Annotated in this window: 12 protein-coding genes; all 12 read right to left on the reverse strand. The window is 37.8% G+C overall.

Annotated features, from left to right (window positions below; genetic code table 11):
- Nucleotides 1-2 precede the first annotated feature (2 nt).
- A complete protein-coding gene (locus Cop2CBH44_RS14555; protein ID WP_200755101.1) occupies nt 3-836 on the reverse strand; it encodes an alpha/beta hydrolase in 834 nt (277 codons plus the stop codon).
- A gap of 18 nt (nt 837-854) precedes the next feature.
- Nucleotides 855-2,387: a sulfatase family protein gene (locus Cop2CBH44_RS14560; RefSeq protein WP_021929714.1), complete on the reverse strand. Its 1,533-nt coding sequence runs from the start codon at nt 2,385-2,387 to the stop codon at nt 855-857.
- A gap of 46 nt (nt 2,388-2,433) precedes the next feature.
- Nucleotides 2,434-3,096, reverse strand: a complete 663-nt coding sequence (locus Cop2CBH44_RS14565; RefSeq protein WP_200755102.1) for a D-lyxose/D-mannose family sugar isomerase — start codon at nt 3,094-3,096, stop codon at nt 2,434-2,436.
- Nucleotides 3,097-3,108: 12 nt separating this feature from the next.
- The gene (locus Cop2CBH44_RS14570) at nt 3,109-4,110 is read right to left on the reverse strand and encodes a carbohydrate kinase family protein (RefSeq protein ID WP_021929716.1); all 1,002 of its coding nucleotides are present in this window, start codon (nt 4,108-4,110) and stop codon (nt 3,109-3,111) included.
- A 67-nt stretch (nt 4,111-4,177) separates the two neighbouring features.
- A complete protein-coding gene (locus tag Cop2CBH44_RS14575) occupies nt 4,178-5,287 on the reverse strand; it encodes a LamG-like jellyroll fold domain-containing protein (RefSeq protein WP_021929717.1) in 1,110 nt (369 codons plus the stop codon).
- 31 nt (nt 5,288-5,318) lie between these two features.
- On the reverse strand, nt 5,319-6,323 hold the full coding sequence (locus Cop2CBH44_RS14580; protein WP_200755103.1) for a LamG domain-containing protein: 1,005 nt from the start codon (nt 6,321-6,323) through the stop codon (nt 5,319-5,321).
- An 18-nt stretch (nt 6,324-6,341) separates the two neighbouring features.
- Entirely contained in the window at nt 6,342-7,205 is an 864-nt protein-coding gene (locus Cop2CBH44_RS14585; protein WP_021929719.1) for a class II fructose-bisphosphate aldolase, read from the reverse strand.
- Between the two features lie 39 nt (nt 7,206-7,244).
- The gene (locus Cop2CBH44_RS14590; protein WP_200755104.1) at nt 7,245-8,675 is read right to left on the reverse strand and encodes a sulfatase family protein; all 1,431 of its coding nucleotides are present in this window, start codon (nt 8,673-8,675) and stop codon (nt 7,245-7,247) included.
- A 34-nt stretch (nt 8,676-8,709) separates the two neighbouring features.
- Nucleotides 8,710-10,464, reverse strand: coding sequence for a RagB/SusD family nutrient uptake outer membrane protein (locus tag Cop2CBH44_RS14595; RefSeq protein WP_200755105.1), 1,755 nt, complete (start codon nt 10,462-10,464; stop codon nt 8,710-8,712).
- Nucleotides 10,465-10,506: 42 nt separating this feature from the next.
- On the reverse strand, nt 10,507-13,560 hold the full coding sequence (locus Cop2CBH44_RS14600; RefSeq protein WP_200755106.1) for a SusC/RagA family TonB-linked outer membrane protein: 3,054 nt from the start codon (nt 13,558-13,560) through the stop codon (nt 10,507-10,509).
- A gap of 26 nt (nt 13,561-13,586) precedes the next feature.
- Complete coding sequence (locus Cop2CBH44_RS14605; protein ID WP_200755107.1) at nt 13,587-15,281, reverse strand: RagB/SusD family nutrient uptake outer membrane protein; 1,695 nt, start codon at nt 15,279-15,281, stop codon at nt 13,587-13,589.
- A gap of 58 nt (nt 15,282-15,339) precedes the next feature.
- On the reverse strand, nt 15,340-18,180 hold the full coding sequence (locus Cop2CBH44_RS14610; RefSeq protein ID WP_021929724.1) for a SusC/RagA family TonB-linked outer membrane protein: 2,841 nt from the start codon (nt 18,178-18,180) through the stop codon (nt 15,340-15,342).
- Nucleotides 18,181-18,299: the final 119 nt, after the last annotated feature.

The raw sequence follows: 18,299 nt of genomic DNA on the forward strand, positions 1-18,299 counted from the left end.
AATCATTTTTGAGGAGGTAAGTATCCTAAGGAAACTAAAAAAGCATCAGCCTTTTGTAGTGTATCATAGAAATAAGGGTTTTCTTTGCCATTTTTTAGGTTGAAAAATCCATGATCTTGTCCTTCATATAAAAATAAGTCACATCGATTATTATTTTCTATCATTTTTTCTCTGTATTTTTCCATTGTGATTACAGGGATGATGTTATCTTTAGTCCCTAAAAAGATAAGAGTTGGGGGAAGTCCTGATTTGATGTTATATGCAGGAGAGAATTCTTGATATCTGTCTTTTACGCGGCTATATCCATAGCCTCCCGGCCCGTTGTCTAATACTGGATTGTAGAGAAGTAGGGCAGCCGGTTTTGTACTGATTTTGGAATTTTCTCCTGGGGTATCGAAACCAGGACATGCTGCTAATGCTGCTGCCAAATGTCCACCGGCAGAACCACCGGCAGCAATAATCTTATCGGGATTGATGTGCAACTTACGAGCATGTATTCGAAGGTATCTCATTGCCGATTTGGCATCAGATAGAGCATCGAAAGGTGTGGTTTTGTGTTTTCCCAATACTCGATATTCTGCTAATATACATATTAATCCTCGGTTTCGGAAGTGTTCGGCTTGAGGACGGAAGTGATTGATATCTCCACTTAGCCATCCACCTCCGAAGAAAAATATGATTGCAGCTTTTTTATCTGATTTTTTTATATCATCCGGATATAAAAGATGTAATTTTAAATCAGCCTGTTCTGTATTCTTGTAGAAGAGAACTTGCTCTCCGGCATTCAATGAAATATTGGAGAGCAGGCATAATAATATCAGAGCTGTCTTAACCATATTTTAAGGATAAAAATATTACCAGAAATAAGTTTTATTCAAATTATCAAGAACAGGATATTTCGAATCTAAATCATCGTATTGGGTTTTTAGCTCAAGAAGTTTGTTTTTTAATTCTTTGATAAGTCCTTCATTAGAGGGATCTTTGTATATGTTGTGCATTTCTGCAGGATCGTTTTGCAGGTCATAAAGTTCCCATTCCGGGGTAAGAGGTTTGTCATGAGAGCCAGTCATACCTAAACGTTGTCCATAGAAATAAATGAGTTTATAACGTTCTGTACGTATTCCGTAATGGGAGCAAACATTGTGTGCATCATCCGCATGCATCCAGTACCGATAGTACATTTCTTTTCTCCAATCTGAAGGAGTTTCTCCTTTTAGGTTTTTCCGAAAACTTTTTCCTTGCATTTGGGATGGAGTTTTGATATCGGCATAATCTAAAAACAGAGGGGCAAAATCGATATTTAAAATAATATCTTTATTTATTTTTCCTGCCGGAATTTCTTTTGGATAACGGATAAGAAAAGGCATTCTTAAAGATTCCTCCATCATTAGTCGCTTGTCGAACCATCCGTGTTCTCCCAAGAAAAATCCTTGATCACCTGTATAGATAACGATTGTATTTTCTGTGAGATTGTGTTCATCTAAATATTGTAATATATGGCCTACATTTTCATCTACACCAGCAACGCAACGTAGATAATCTTTGATGTATATTTGATAATTTTTTTTCCTTTTCTCATCACGTGTAGCTCCGGCAGGAGGCATGTCTCCTTTAAGGTCGTTCCGGTTCATTATTTCCATCCCCGTTCGGATTATTTTAGCGTATTCACCTTTGTTTTCATAGGTTTCGTACATATTTTCTGGTTCAGGAATAGTTACATCTTTTAACAAGTCTTTGAAGCGTGCAGCGGGTCTCCATGGACGATGAGGCGCTTTGAAGTGGCACATTAGAAAGAACGGTTTGTCTTTATCGATACGATCTAAATAGTCGAGAGCTTCTTTGCCAATAATATCGGTAGAATGTCCCCGATAAGTCGTCTCTTTATTTGTGTTATTTGCACAAATGCCCCAGTCTCCAATTTTAATCATTTTAGGATTATAATATTCTCCTTGTCCTGGTAAAACATTGTAATAATCAAAACCGGAAGGTTCTGTGCCTAAATGCCATTTCCCGATAATAGCAGTTTGATACCCGCTTTGTTGAAGATATTTAGCTACATTTGGCATATCTCGATTGAGATTGTCCAACAAAGTATATACTCCATTTTTATGACTGTATTGTCCGGTCAAGATACAAGCTCTTGATGGTGTGCTGATAGAATTTGTAACAAAGCAGTTTTCCAAACGGACACCCTCATTCCCGATACGGTCGATGTTAGGAGTGGGTAATATGTCTTTTAACATTCCGTTGTAAGCACTTATCGCTTGAGATGTATGGTCGTCTGACATGATAAATATGATGTTTGGGCGATCATTATCTGCCGCTTGTATAAAATGAGAACCAGCTAATAAACTTAGAGATATGCTGGCTATTTTTTTGCTGTTCATAATAGGTGTACTTTTAAATTCAGAATTTGGGAATAGGAAAAATCTTTTACAAGTATTCAGTACAAAGCAAAAATAACGGTGATTCGTCTTCCTCTATTTCTGGGTATCTTCCTAATGGCTCATAAAATCTATTATCATTAGAGTCGTCGTTGACTTTAGAGACTTCTCCGATAATGCAAGTTTCCTTTTCTGCCCAAAATTGGTGATATATATATGGTTCCAATGTGATGCTTTCTCCCGGATTTAGCTGGATAATTTCTCCTGCTTCTATATTCTGGGTTATTCCGTCTATTTGTACGGTGAACGAGTCACTTGTTTTTTCTTCTTTTTTATTGGCTTTCCATAGCTGTAATGCTAATATACCTCCGCCTCGATTAATAATATCTTCCATTTTATTCCAATGAAAATGCATTGGGGTAATTTGGTTTACGTAAGAAACCATTATTTTTTCACAATAGGTTTTTTCACTTTTGGGAGAACCGTTACGTAGAGTGAAAAGAGTGAGCCCTTCTTTCATGAAATTATTTTTTCCGAAATCTGTAACATCCCAACCTAAAGTATGGTCGATTATTTCTTTGCAACGTTCGGTCGCTATTTTATCTTTCCATTCTTCTGGCGTTAGTAGTGCCCATGAAGGAAGATGAAAATTATTTTCATCAAATAATTTGATTGCTTGTTTGATATATCGATTGACTTCTGATCTTTTCATAATATATAGTAGTTATTTGTGATTTTCTAAAAATTTTGTTACTTCATCTAAAGTTGGTGCACCGCCAGTGCAAGTTGCGTTTCGAAGATTGAAATAAGCACAAGCCGAAGCAAATAATAATGATTCTTTCAAAGAATATTCTTCGTGTATGGCATATAACATTCCTGAACAAAAGGCATCGCCTGCTCCAACAGTTGAAACAATATGTTGTGGAGGAATAGGAAATGACGGAACAAAAATGGAATTCCCATTCTTGTTTATCGCGTAACCACCTTCGGGGAAATGTATAGTTACTAACTCTTTTACTCCATTATCTAATAATTGTTGTGCGGCATTTTTAATATTTTCGATAATGACGGTATTTTGGGAGGTGCGAGTGGGAATACCTGTACATTGAGCGGCTTCTACTTCGTTAATAATCAAATAGTCTGTAAAAGGTAAGCAAGGCGTAATTATCCGGGAGAAACGGTTACTTTCTTCAGATACTACATCTACTGAGGTTTTGTATCCTTTTTTTTGTAGTTTATCTAATATGCGAGCTGCTTTGACTTTGTATTGAGGATCTTCGGCATCCAGTTTATCTAATAAAAGTAGATATCCTAAATGAAAAATTTTGGCATTGGTATCTATCGTATCTATGTGTTCTATATCTAATTGTGCATTTGCTCCACGACAGTGAAAATATGTTCGTGAACGCCCCCCTTTTTCAGCCATAACATCAGTGTATGCGGTAGGTGTATGAGGGACAATTTTCATGTAAGACTTGTCTATATTGTATTTTTCTATTTCATTTAAGACATATTCCCCATTTGGGTCATCTCCTATGCATCCTGCAGCATACAGAGGAATATCGGTGTGCAAGTGGGCGAGATCTACTAATACGTTATGGGCACAACCTCCCAGTCCTGTTTCTGTAGATTCTATTGTAATTAAATTTCCGGGTGCAGGATATTTTTCGATTATTTTTACAAAATCGACGAGCCAATTTCCTGCGGAGATGATGCCTTTTCTCATAATGGATGATTTAGAATTTATCAAAATGACATATCATTTTTTTGATATGTCATTTTGATATGAAGGTTTATTTCAATATAATACGGAATGTTTCATTATTTATGCGAACCAAATAGATACCGGATTGATTCATAGATACAACTTGGTGATTGCTGTCTATTTTTTGATTTGAAATCAGACTTCCGGTACAGTTGTATATGGCCATATTGTATCCTTCGCTATTCTCGACGATAATATTCTTTTCGGATACATATACAGAAATACCAGAATTATCTATATTGTTTTCAATATCTACACTTCCATTTTTATTGACATTCATGATAGCTACCACTTCTTCAGGAGTCAATACTCGATCATAAATACGGAACTCATCCATTGCACCTTCAAAAATAAAGCGTTGGGTTGGGATTCTAATCGGAGTTGCTGGATCGTCAGGATTTTCATATTCCAAGTTACCACCGCCACCTCTTCGCAATATAACACCGCCATCTGAAGGTATAAGATCTCCCTGTTCTTCCAATGGAATTTCTTTTCTGGCAACTTCTTTTCCGTCAATATACAGAATCGTTGTAGCAAAGTCCAAAGATGAGGTTACGGCGTAGTGATACCATCTTCCGTATTCAACCATGTCTTCAGCAGTGAAATAGTCTGCTTCATTTGTCGAAACAGCAGCAAATTTACCGTCTTTCATACAAGCGAGAGTCGGAGTTGCCAGTCCTGCGATATTAGTACCTTGCATGTTTTGGGCATTGACTTTTTGATTATAGGCCAGAAATTGATAATCTTTATGACCCTGCAACACGGGTAAATTGCTATCTTCTACTCTTACCCAAAACGCGATAGAGTAGTCGCCTTTCCCTCGGTTAAGAACACCGGCAGGGGTGGATATGTGACCAGGGACATCCGGTTCAGAAGTCAATACGGTTCCAAAAGAAAAAGAGTTGAAGTCTGGTTCTGTCTTAAAATTATGACCTTTGGGTGCTTGACCTCGGTTAACGGAGTTATTATTGTTTCCGGACAGGTCAATCGGGGCATTGGCCATATTATCAGGAGCGTCACCGTTTACGCCTTCTTCCATGTTATAATAAACTACCAAGCCATTTTTGATGTCTTGAGCAAAAAGAGTCGCTGATGAGAATAATGCGACTGTTGAGAGTAGTAAAAATCTTTTTTTCATGATTCGTTTTTTTATAGGTTTATAATCAAGTTTAAAAAGTTGCTGTTTTAAATGTTTTTCCATCTATTTCAAGTAGGTAACCTGAATTGTTATTTAATGGTAAATATGTGTTTTCATTTTCAATTTTTTTTTCACTGATAAAAATTCCATTTATTCCGTATATACGGACTTTTTTCCCTTGGGCATTGTGTATAGTGATTCCGTTTTTTAGAGAAGATACTTTTATTGTATCTTTATTTTTGGAAGTTTCTATCCCAGTTATGTTTTGTCTCATTATCGCTTTTATTTCTGATGAAGATAATGCTTTTCCATATAGTCTGAAATCATCTAATTTTCCTCCGAAAATGTAGTATTGTCCTGTACTGCCAGCACCTCTTCCAATATATAGGGCTCCATTGATTCGGGTCAATTCTTCATATTCATTGGCTCCTTGTGTAGAAGATATTTCTATACCATTGATGTATAAGGTCGATTTTTGATCGGTTGCAGAAGATACGACTGCGTAATGGTACCACTTTCCCAATTCAACTTTTTCTCCTGGGATATTCCCGCTTGTATCTGTAAGAGGGAAAGGGGTCCCAAAGTTGGACATACCGACAAAGTATCCGTTCTCAATACCTGCCAATTGTTGGGTATTTGGATTTACTGTGGAACCGGAAGGGCTACATCCTATCATTTGAACATTTCCGCAGGAAATGCTTATATCACTGGTAATACATATCCAAAAAGCTAAAGTATAATCTTCGAATCCTCTTTTGAATAGATTAATTGGAGTCGTAATGTGTCCGGGCTTTCCGGCTATGGGTTTATGAAAGACTTTTCCAAAGGAGTGTCCATTGGCATCGGAGGTATTTTCTATTTTGAAATTTCCGCTCATGTTGGTGATGACTCCATGATTCCCATTCCCAGAGAGATCTGGCACTGTGGTACCAGTTGCAGATTCGAAATCATAATGAATAATCAGAGCTTTATCGGGTGATTGGGCAGCAACTGATAAAGAGAGAAAAATAGATAATATGGATATATTTATTTTCACAATGAAACGATTAAATTTTTATAAAGCCTTCCCTTCACTTTCAAAAAGTCGGAGATGGTACAGTGCAGTTTCTTTGGATGCCTCAATCATTTTCCATTTCATATCAATGTAATTGGGTTGAGGACATTGTTGTAAATATTTCTCAATCTTTTGCGTAATAGCTATTTGCATGGCTGTAGCAACATTGATTTTGGCTATTCCATGATGTACACAAGCTTTGAAGTCTTCTTCACTGGTTCCAGACCCACCATGAAGTACCAAAGGCATATTGTTTCTTTCACTGATTTCTGTCAGTCTTTTTATGTTTAGTTTAGGAGTCGCTATATATTTGCCGTGTAGGTTGCCGATAGCAATCGCTAAAGCGTCAATACCGGTTTTTTCGATGAATAAAGCCGATTCTTCTACGTCAGTAAAAACATCGGCAGTAGAGGCAGAGCCTGTGCCTTCTCCTCCACCGAAACCAGTGTCTCCGACTTTTCCAAGTTCGGCTTCGACGTCGACGTCTGCAGCTTTTGCCATACGTACAACGGCTTTTGTTATGCTTACATTATTTTCGAAAGGTAGACACGCTCCATCGAACATAACACTGTTGAATCCCATTCGTATGGCACGAGCACAGGTTTCGAAACTTTGTCCATGGTCTAAATGTACGGCAACAGGAACAGAACTTTGATGCGCAGCTTTAAGGAATAGTGGTGCCATAAGCTCCATCGGGGCATAAGGGAATTGGACTTCTGCTAATTGTAATATAACTGGAGAGTGGAGCTCTTCTGCAGCGGCAATAACGCCCATTACATTTTCCAAACTTAAACAATTAAATGCTCCTACTGCATAACCACCTTGATATGCTTTATTTAATATAGATTTGTAAGATGTTAACATAAATATATATTTAAATGAATATATGACAATCTGTGAAATTTAGTCGGTCCACATAGGTGGTCGAGTTTTGAAAAGGGGAAATCCTGTTATACGGTCATTTTGATCGCTTCTGCGTCTTTTCCACCAAGGATGATCTTGTGTATCTTTTTGCCACTTGACTAATTTTGCGGCTAATTTTTCTCCTATTTCACGGTATTCGGGGAGGTCTGCGACATTATTTAGTTCGTATGGATCTTTTTCTAAATCGTAAATTTCTACCATAGCTCTCGGACACTGGAAAATCTGCTTCATATTTTCCGTTAATTTGTTGGATCTTTGTAACCGTTTCAGTTCGTACCAGCTATTACTGGTACTTATGTCCATGGATGTTCCGTGTGGAATATTATAATAAGCATTATATACCAGTTTATATTTATTACTTCTTATGCAACGCATATATTCGTCAGCATCATGCCAGTTACGTTCTGCGTAAATAAATTCTGAACCTTTTTGAGTAGGGTCAAAAAGGAGTTTTTTAAATCCTCGCCCATACATGTCTTGAGGTATATCTATACCAGCCAAATCAAGTAAAGTCGGTGTCAAATCAATAGAACTGACCATACCGTTAGAGTGGGTTGTTCCAGGGGTTATCTTTCCCTTCCACATGAATAATAGAGGAGTTTGGATGCCGGAATCATATAAGGTTCCTTTGCAGCGGGGGAAAGGCATACCATTATCACTCATAAATACAAAGATTGTATTGTCAGTCAGACCTCGTTTATCCAGCTCATCCATCATGGTCCCGATATTATTATCCATACGACTTATTTCGTTATAATAATCAGCCATATCACGTTTGGTTTTATCGCTGTTTACAAGATAAGGTGGGACTTGGATTTTTTTTGGGTCGTTTTGTTGTTCTGTATTATTTCTATTATATGGACGATGGGGATCAATAAAGCCCACCCATATAAAAAAAGGCTTGTCTTTGTTTTCATCCAGAAATTTGTTATAGTTCTGGAAAAGTTCATCGGAAAGAGGTCCCTGATTAGGTAGATAATCGCCTTTTATTCTCACATCAAATTGTTTATCCCCATTAGGCCCCCAATGTGTTTTTAACATGGATGCAGTTACATAACCTGCCCGATGTAGATATGTCGGGAGTATTAGAGTTTCTGCATTTAGTCCGTTATGCAAATCCTCAGTTCCGATAGTATGTGCAAATTTTCCGCTAAGCATACTGGTACGAGATGGACTTGATTGCGGGGCTGTGAGGAATGCATTCTTAAAAAGAATTCCATTTTTTGCAATTTTGTCGATATTTGGAGTTGAGATATTTTTGTTGCCATAACATCCAAAATCCATACCGGCATCGTCAGCTAAGAAAACGACAATATTAGGTTTTGTATTTTTGATCTTTTCCTGTGCTGATAAATTGTTTATGGAACTAATCAGAGCTGCTGTATATATTATTTTAGTTGGATATCCCATTTTAGTTATCGTTTAATGTAATAGGAAATTTTATTTACCATCCTGGATTTTGTTCGTATTTTCCATTTGCTATATCATCTAAAGGAATAGGAAGTAAAAACATAGTGGGTGCATTAAACACTCGTTTACGAATACTTTCTCCATATTTGAATACACCATTGTCATCTTTGGTAATGGTCTGTAATTTTATGCTTTGAAAAGCCGCAGCGTCTTTCCAATGCCGACAATCATAGAAACGATGTTCTTCAAAAGCCAATTCTATTTTTCTTTCATTGCGGATGCGAACTTGCATGGAATCTGCAGAAAGACCTGATGGCATCGGAGGTTGCATAGCTCTGCTTCTTACCTGATCCAAAGCCCATTTAGCCGTCTTTCCATCACCGAAAAAATCGGTATAAGGACCGTAAGCTTCATTCATAGCTTCGGCATAGTTCAACAATACTTCTGCATATCGTAGTACATGAAAATTATGATGAGCGGCACCATTATTAGGATTTATCGTTTCATCAATAAACTTTCTTAGGTAAAAGCCTGTGTTTAGTGCATCAGAAGGGTAGTCTACACCAGGAGTTACAGAAGAACCTTCGGCTGCATTATAGATTTGGAAAGTATAGTTTTTGTATTTGCTTTGATTATAATAAATCGTAGCATAAAAGCGCTCGTCTCTGTTTTGGTAAGGATTTTGTGGATCCCAGTTTGAGCCGGGTTGGTAAATGTTTAGCCCTTCTTTGGTTTCGTAAGACTCTACAAGATTGAGAGAGGGTACGGTATAACCACCGCCTTTATCATTTCCGGCATTATGGAATCGGAGAGGAAGTTGGCGAGCTTCGCATTCACGATGTTTTGAGGTACGAATATATGTAATGATTTCTTCACATGTTCCTCGTGTAATAAATAGTTGTCGGTAACTGTCTTTTCCTGCGTCTGTATAGAGTGCATAGCCATTTTCTTCGGCGAACAAAATGGCATCATGTCCTGCTTCTGCAGCTATTTCCCATTTTTTTGGATTATATTCTCCTGCAACAATTCTATTGCTATTGTTAGGATCGTTGAATAATGGTCGGGCAGCATATAGCAATACTCTGGCTTTTAATGCTTTGGCTGCCATTGAAGTCATTCTCCCAAAATCGGTAGGAGATGTCAGCAAATAATTTGGAGGAAGAATTTTTGCACAATCGTCACATTCTTTGACAATAAAATCTACAGTTTCATCGAAAGTGGACCGTGGAGTATATAGAGCAGGGTCAAATTGAGTGAGTTGTTTGGTGATGATAGGTACTCCTCCATAAGCTTTTAATAATTCGGAATAGAAGATTGCCCTCAACATGCGGGCTTCGGTTTTCATTTGTAGTTTGCTTTCTTCTGTGATACCGTCTTGTACGCTGACTGGAACTTTATCTACATTTTCTATCATTTTGTTTGCCGGCCTGATGGCTGTCCATTGGTATTTCCATCCTGGTAAATCTGTAGGATTAGCTGCATTCCAAGTACCTTCGTTGAACCAAAGGGCTTGAGTTAATAAACCTAAATGAGCTTGTTGGCCTTCGTCTGTGGTTGCTCCTAAGTATACAGGGTTGACAGCACCAAATCGAGCATATCCCTTGGGTAATCTGGAATATATGTTATAAAGCCATCTACGTGCTAAAGTTCCGTCAGAAAATATTTTTTCTTCTGTCAAATCTCCGGATTCGGCTTTATCTAGGAGACCAGAACCGTCGTCCATGCAGGAGGTAAAAGCTACAAAAATGACGAGTAATATATATAATTTATAATATAATATTTTTTTCATTTTGGTTGTTTTTTTATTGAGTACTATGTAATGATTTCGTGCTTAAAATTGGATGTTTACTCCAAATGTGTATTGAGACATTTGTGGATAATTATAAGCTCTCTCATTTTCTGTCTCAGGGTCGAATGTATTCTGATGATCAAAAGTTAGCAAGTTGGTCCCACTTACAAAGAAGCGTAATTTGGAAACTCCTATTTTGGAGAATAGATGTTTTGGCAGACTGTAGCCGATTTCTACGTTTTTGAGTCGTAAATAATCTCCTTTTTTTAACCAATAAGTCGATTTTCTATGATTATTGGGGAAATTTCCGTCATGTAGACGTGGGTAAGTTGCTGTGTCCCAGGTAGAGGGATCTTCTGGATTGAAACGGCCGAGATGATGTTCAAAGGCATTTCCTCCATCTCTGAATTCCCAAACGGCTCCATTAGAGAAATAAACACTAAATTGTGCGGCACCCTGCCATAACATACTAAAGTCAAATCCTTTATAGCTAAAACCGGCAGTAAGTCCAAATTGAATTCGGGGTATGTTACTATATCCGATAGGACATTCATCGTATTCGTCTATAACTCCGTCTTCATTCAGGTCTTTGTAACGTATGTCTCCGATTTGTACAGTACCTATGTGTTGAGGTGCACTATCTATTTCTTCCTGGCTTTTGAATAGTCCTAAAGCCACTAGCCCATAATGTTGTCCGATAGATTGACCTTTTTGGGACATCCATGGATACTTTTGTAATGCTTCACCATTTTCAATAATCTTATTACGGGCATATGACATATTTCCTTTGATGAAATAATTGAAATCTTTGTATTTGTCGTTCCAGCCCAATTCTATTTCACCTCCTTGATTACGAACTATACCTATGTTTCCGGGAGGATAGGAGATACCTAATACCATAGGAAGGTTGTTGTATTCCATAAGAATATCATTACGTATTTCATGGAAATAGTCGGCATTGAGTGTGAATCGACCGTTGAATAAACGCATATCCATACCTACGTTTGTTTTCTTTGCTCTTTCCCAGGTAACTTGATCATTTCCTAATCGTCCTTCGAGTAGACCATTATAGCCTTGTGGTGTGACTCCAAAGTTATAATTGCCAAAATTAGCATTACCGTTATTGTATGTTTGTAGATAGAGATATTGATAATTTCCTATTTTGTCATTTCCGACTTCACCGTATGAACCTCTTATTTTCAAGAAATTGATGAATGAGATATTATTTTTCCAGAACTTTTCTTCAGAAATGACCCATCCGGCAGATATTGCAGGGAATAAACTGTAGCGACGGCCTTCGGCAAATTGATTGGAGCCGTTATAGCCTAAGTTGATTTCGGCAAGATATTTTTGTTTATAGCCATAGGTAAGTCGACCGACAAAACCTAAATAACCGGTTGGTACATTGGCTTTAGTGAATGTTTGGCTTTGGTTATATAAGGCTAAAGCTGTTACAGCGTGATCTCCGAAAGTCCGATTGTAATTGAAAGATACTTCTCCGTATATTCTTTGCCAGTCGTTTGTTGTAGAAGATGATAATACCGGAAGTTGTTCAGATAATATGTTATCTGTATAGTTACCATATTTATCATATTCGATCATGAATGGACGTTCGCTAAGAGTTTGTGCTGTCGAAAGGAATGAATTTATTCCCAACATAGCTTTGAATGTAAGTCCTTTTGTAATGAATTTTAGATCTTGATCTAACCGGAAGGTACCTTGTAAAACGTCTTGATTTGTATGGTAGTAGCCTCCTTTTTCTACGATTTGTAGAGGATTGTATATAGTCGCGTTTTTACCATTTCCATATGTGCCGTCAGGGTTTTTTAAAGGTGAATAATTGGCTGGTTGACGCATTAATAACTCGAACATATTGTTGTATTCAGGATTGGTACTTTCTGCAGCAAAACGACTATTTACACCAATATTATGACGAGAACGGAAAGAGCTGTTCAAATCGACACCTACAACAGTTGTTTTGGTTACATTGAAATCCAGATTAGACCGTAAATTCAAACGACGATAATTGGCGTTTGTACTGTAATCATCGTTCTTATATTCTTTATAAATACCGTCTTGAAATAAAAATCCTAATGATACGAAATATTTTACGATTTTATTTCCTCCACGGATATTCAGATTGGTTTGATACTGAGGGATTGCTTTTCTCAGGAACATATCAATCAAATCATTGTTAGGGTGGGTATATGGAGAATCCCCAGTCAGGTAATGTTGCAAATCTTCGTCCGTGGAATAGTAGTAGTTAGCAGACGTAGGGACTTGACCTCCGTTATCGTTGCGTATGGCTTCATTCTTGAGAAGAGCAAAATTATATGCATCTAAGGGTTTAGCTGTGCGTATGGGAGTCTGGATTGCGGCGTGGGCGGAAAATGAAACAACAGGTTTCCCTATTTGCCCTCTTTTTGTTGTAACCAGAATGACTCCATTAGCACCTCGAACTCCATAGACAGCGGTTGCTGAAGCATCTTTCATGACGGAGAAAGACTCGATGTCATCAGGATCTATTTGATTGAAACTTCTTTCTATACCGTCAACTAATACTAAAGGAGTGTTATCATTGAAAGTACCCATACCTCGAATAAAAATGCGAGAGTCGTCGTTTCCTGGCTGTCCAGAAACCATTTTGGTCATAACTCCTGATATCCGTCCAGCAATAGCATTGCTCAGGTTGGCAGAAGCACTTTGTTTTAGTTCATCCGCTTTCACTGTAGAAATAGCACCTACCACTGAGACCTTTTTTTGTGTACCATATCCCACAACAACTACTTCGTCTAGCTCTGAAAGCTTTGCTTTCATTCTTACAGTCAATGAGGTTTGGTTGTTTATTTTTATATCTTGAGTTTCATAGCCTACAAAGGAAAATACTAAAATGTCTCCAGGTTTTACACTGATAGAAAATTTCCCGTCCATATCTGTAAAAGTACCAGTATTTGTTCCCTTTATGGCAACGTTGATGCCCGGCATTAATGTTGAATTGGCATCTTCTATGACTGTTCCTGTGATTACTTTTTGCTGGCCGTAAACGGTATGTCCTAAAGCCAAAAAGATTAGTAATGTATATATTATTTTTTTCATATCTATTCAAATTTTTAAGGTCATATTTACCATAATGGATTTTGAACCAATGCTTTATTTTTTAGTATTTCACCAGTGTGTATAGGATAGAGATACATTTTATCAGTAAAGACTCTTTTTTCGACTACTTTTGGAGTATATGTATATGTAATATTTCCCGTTGGTTCGTCTATTGTCCGAGTTATTGTAATACCTTTTAATTCTAACCCATTTAAGATATCTTTAGCTTTTTTCCACCGACGTAAATCCCAATGGCGGTGTTCTTCAAAAGCAAGTTCTATCTGTCTTTCGTGCATGATACGATCTTTCATTTCTGAGTAGGATAGACCTTCCGGAAGACTGGGCATAGAAACCCGACTACGAACTTCATCTATTGCCCATTTTGCAGTACGTCCATTTCCGAAATAATCTGTTTCAGGCCCATAAGCTTCATTCATGGCTTCAGCATAGTTTAGTAGAACTTCGGCTACTCTGAAATAAGGGAAATAGTGTAGTCCGGTTTTGGTCGCTCCGAATATGATAGCCTCAGGATCACTGAATTTTCGTAAATAATATCCAGTCTTCGTTGCATTTAGTGTTGCATCTTCGGCATCGAGGCCTCCCATAAATGTTTCAACTTTACGATCCCACCAAGTAGCTCCGTTATATTGAATGGTAGCATAGAAGCGGGGATCTCGATTGGAATAGGGAGCGTTAGGGTCATAGGTTTTTCCTCCACTCATTTCATAGGCATCTATCAGATTTTGTGAGGGACATACACCTCCTATTGCATTGGTATATCCTACCGGAGCATTAATCTTTTCTATGTTGTTGTCTTTGGCTCGGGTTTTTACGAATAAGAGTTCTTTATTCCCGGCAGGGGTATAAAATCCACGACCGTATTTAAAAATAGCAGTTCCTGTGCGGTATAAATCTATAGTTCCCGGATAGTGTTGTAATAATTCAGATGCTGCTTTAGCAGCGTCTTCCCATCGGTTAGGATTGTAGGAGCCATATCCGACAATAGGATCATTTTTCCCTTCAATCGACGGCCCGTTGAAAAGCGGACTGGCAGCATAAAGCAAAGTTCTGGCCTTTAATGCCATGGCTGCAACTCCAGAAGCACGGCCCATTTGAGATTCTGGCTGTACAGTTGGCAAATATTTAGCAACAGAGTCACATTCGTCTACAATGAATTTTATACATTCGGCAAATGTATTGCGAGGAATGTTGGGATTTTCGTCATAAGAATAAGTTCTTTTAAGTAATGGAACTCCTGCATATCTTTTTATCAATTCGAAATAGAGAAATGCTCTTACAAAACGCGCTTCATTAATAGCCGCATTTCTTTTTTCGTCAGAAGTAGAAGCATATAGAGACCCTATATTGTCAAGTAGTAAATTTGCTTGGCGAATGCCGGCATAGGCATCGGCCCATATCATATCAGGATGAGAGGTCGGTTGAAGAGAACCGTCGTTGAAAGAACGAACTCCATGCATTGCTTTACATTGGGTGGACTCGTCTGTGGCGGAGGATAACATAGCTTCTCCGTCAAATCGATTATAAACTCCAGGTAAATAAGTATAAAGTCCTAATACGAAATCGTCGACTCGAGTGCTGTCTTTGAATATATCATAAGCAGATTTCTTGTTTAGCGGCATGTCGTCTAAAAGACCTCTGTCACAAGAGGCGAACAGAGACAGGAAGAAAACAATTGAAATATATAATATGTAATCTTTCATATGGTTATTTTTTATATAAGGTGGTTGAAGAATATCCAAGCTTGTTTTTATTTTGAGATTAGAATGTCAGATTTATCCCGAGATTGAACGCTTTTTGAATGGGATAGGCTGTCGGGTTACCTACCATTTCAGGATCCATACCTTTGATAGGACTAAAAGTAAGTATGTTATACCCACTTAAATAGATACGGGCATGTGAAATGAATGTATTTTTTAAGAAACGGTCAAAGGAATATCCTAATTCAAGTGTTTTAAGCCTTAGATAATGTACATCGCGTAGCCAATAGGTTGAAGCCTGACGATTATTGGTAGTTTCGGAAAGAGACAACCGAGGATAAGTGGCCGAAGCCCTCGTATCTATTAGCTCCCCAGTATTAGGGTCGGTGTAATAGGCCCACCGGTTTAGGTGTTCCGGTTTTACTTTTCCGTTGTTTACGAATTCGAAAACTTCTATTCCGCTTAAGATAGCTTGAGAACGTCCGGTCCCTTGAAATAGGGCTTTTATATCGAATCCCTTATAGCTCATTCCTAAAGAAAAGGCGTATGTGATGGATGGAACTTGGCTGCTGCCTATACGAACTTCATCGTCAGAATTAATTATTCCATCACCATTGATATCTTTATATTTGATATCTCCAGGCCGTATGGTACCATATGCTGCTTGGGAAGGGCTTTTATCTATTTCTTCTTGGTCTTGGAACAGCCCTAAAGCAACTAAGCCAAAACGTTCTCCGATAGGAAGCCCGGTACGAACCTGATAAGCATAAGTTCTGAATTGTTCGTCCTGATTGACAATTTTATTTTTTGTTGCTGCAAAGTTTGCATTTGCGAAATAAGAAAAATCTCTGATTTGGTTATGATATCCGATAGATAATTCAATTCCTTTATTATCTACGATACCACGGTTTATTTGAGGAGTAGAGCCTCCAAACATAGACGGTATTTGCTGGCTGGTAATAAGGATATCCGATGAGCGCTCTTGAAATAAATCTGCTGTAAAATCAAGAGTATTATTGAATAGGGACATATCTAAACCGACGTTTATTTTACGATTTTTTTCCCATGTTATATTGGGGTTGGCAACGGTTGCTTCGTACCAGGCAGTATTAGGAGCAGCGGCTCCGTCGTTGCCTAAAGTAATAGAACCCTTTTGTGCATAATTTTCGATATAGTAGAAATAAGGTATGCCTTTGTCGCTACCGGTCAGTCCTATAGAACCTCTGATTTTAAAGACGTCTAAAAATTTGACATTATCTTTTATAAAGCGTTCGTTGGCCATGTTCCATCCTAAAGAGAATGCGGGGAAAAATCCATATCGATTTCCTTTGGGAAATTGCTCTGTTCCTTGGTATGCAAATGAAAATTCAGCTAAATAACGGCTATCATATGCGTAAGAAAAGCGTCCAAGCATCCCAGAATTCAAGTTAGGAAGATTATTTCCATCCAGAGCATACTGATTATAATTATATCTCATCATTCCGGCTACATATGATTTACCGAAATATCGGTTATATTCTAATCCTGCTTGTATATCTATACGTCTTTGATAATATACAGATGTCCATGTATTGCTCATATTGCCATGTGTCCCGTGTTGTCGTACTTCTTTTTCACCAACGAGCTCATAAACTGCGAAACTTTTCGAACGATTGGCATTTTTTGCATAGTTACTGTCATAGCTTAACGATGCTGTCGCTTTTAATCCGGGAGTAATGCAATCCAGTTTATATCCTCCGGCAATTGTTGAAGTCAGGGATACTTCTTTGTAGGCAGAATAGCCGCTATTATTTAGCAACCCGTATGGGTTGTTTTGATATTGGGCATTACCTGCTAAAGGATCTATAACAGTAGTCCCAAGTGGATTCCCATTTGCATCTACGATATTATATTCTCCTATATATTTTTCCGGGAAAAGATTAGGTGGAAGCCTCAATAAGGAACTGAAAATGCCATTTACACTATTAGCTCTCATTCCTGGATATATGCGGTCTTGCATACGACCGGAGAGGTCGAGCCGGATATCGAAATTCTTGTTGACTTGAACATCTACATTGGAACGTACGCTATATGTTTTCATGGTAGCATTTGTTCCGTAAGTATTTATTTTATCTACATTATACAATCCGGAGTTAGAAGCATACCCGACTAAAAAATAGTATTTGGCTATGTTGTTCCCTCCTCGTACGCTAAGATTATATTTTTGTTGAATAGAGTGTTTTTTTAAGTATTGATCCAGATAGTCGTTGTCCGGGTAGTGTATGGGATCATCTTTAAAATAATAATGATCTAGAGCTTCTTGTGTATAATATGGTTGTTGACCATCGTTGATTAAAGCTTCGTTATAAAGTCGGGCATAATCATAAGAGCCGAGAAATTCTGGAAGTTTCGTGGGAGATTGCATTGCAACACGGGCATCTAATCCTATTTGTATTTTTTGGTTTTTGCCTCGTTTGGTAGTTACTAATATAACCCCATTACTACCTCTTAACCCATAAATAGCGGTTGCAGCTGCATCTTTTAATATAGAGATACTTTCTATTTCATCAGGATCAAGTATGTCAAGATTGCGTTGTATTCCGTCAACGAGTACCCAAGGTGTATTATTTCCTAAAGTGCGTTGGCCTCTTAAATACATAGAGCCCCCTTCCTCTCCCGGTTCTCCGTTATTTTGAATCATAATGAGTCCGGGCAATAATCCTGTAATGGTATTGAAAGGATTTAGGTTAGGAACGTTTTTAACATAACCCCCTTTTAAGGTAGTTATGGCGGATGTGGATAATTCTTTTCGTTGTTTTCCAAATAACACATCGATTGTGTCGGATGGCGATACGATGTATTGGGCTGTACTCTGGAATGTCAACATCAAAAAAAATCCGAAAATCAGAATTTGTTTCTTCATGTAAAAATCATTTTTTGTGTTCATGGTTGAATCTATAATGTGATATGATGAATGAATTTGTGTAAATAGCTTTCTGAAAAGATTGCGTTTTTCATTCTCGAAGACAAAATAAATAGACC

The sequence above is a fragment of the Coprobacter secundus subsp. similis genome (genome assembly GCF_015097275.1).
GTDB lineage: Bacteria > Bacteroidota > Bacteroidia > Bacteroidales > Coprobacteraceae > Coprobacter > Coprobacter secundus.

Excerpts from the sequence above, each read along its gene's own strand:
- Cop2CBH44_RS14560 (WP_021929714.1), bottom strand. The coding sequence starts at position 2,387 with ATGAACAGCAAAAAAATAGCCAGCATATCTCTAAGTTTATTAGCTGGT.
- Cop2CBH44_RS14575 (WP_021929717.1), bottom strand. The coding sequence starts at position 5,287 with ATGAAAAAAAGATTTTTACTACTCTCAACAGTCGCATTATTCTCATCA.
- Cop2CBH44_RS14565 (WP_200755102.1), bottom strand. The coding sequence starts at position 3,096 with ATGAAAAGATCAGAAGTCAATCGATATATCAAACAAGCAATCAAATTA.
- Cop2CBH44_RS14585 (WP_021929719.1), bottom strand. The coding sequence starts at position 7,205 with ATGTTAACATCTTACAAATCTATATTAAATAAAGCATATCAAGGTGGT.
- Cop2CBH44_RS14570 (WP_021929716.1), bottom strand. The coding sequence starts at position 4,110 with ATGAGAAAAGGCATCATCTCCGCAGGAAATTGGCTCGTCGATTTTGTA.
- Cop2CBH44_RS14610 (WP_021929724.1), bottom strand. The coding sequence starts at position 18,180 with ATGAAGAAACAAATTCTGATTTTCGGATTTTTTTTGATGTTGACATTC.
- Cop2CBH44_RS14605 (WP_200755107.1), bottom strand. The coding sequence starts at position 15,281 with ATGAAAGATTACATATTATATATTTCAATTGTTTTCTTCCTGTCTCTG.
- Cop2CBH44_RS14600 (WP_200755106.1), bottom strand. The coding sequence starts at position 13,560 with ATGAAAAAAATAATATATACATTACTAATCTTTTTGGCTTTAGGACAT.
- Cop2CBH44_RS14595 (WP_200755105.1), bottom strand. The coding sequence starts at position 10,464 with ATGAAAAAAATATTATATTATAAATTATATATATTACTCGTCATTTTT.
- Cop2CBH44_RS14590 (WP_200755104.1), bottom strand. The coding sequence starts at position 8,675 with ATGGGATATCCAACTAAAATAATATATACAGCAGCTCTGATTAGTTCC.
- Cop2CBH44_RS14555 (WP_200755101.1), bottom strand. The coding sequence starts at position 836 with ATGGTTAAGACAGCTCTGATATTATTATGCCTGCTCTCCAATATTTCA.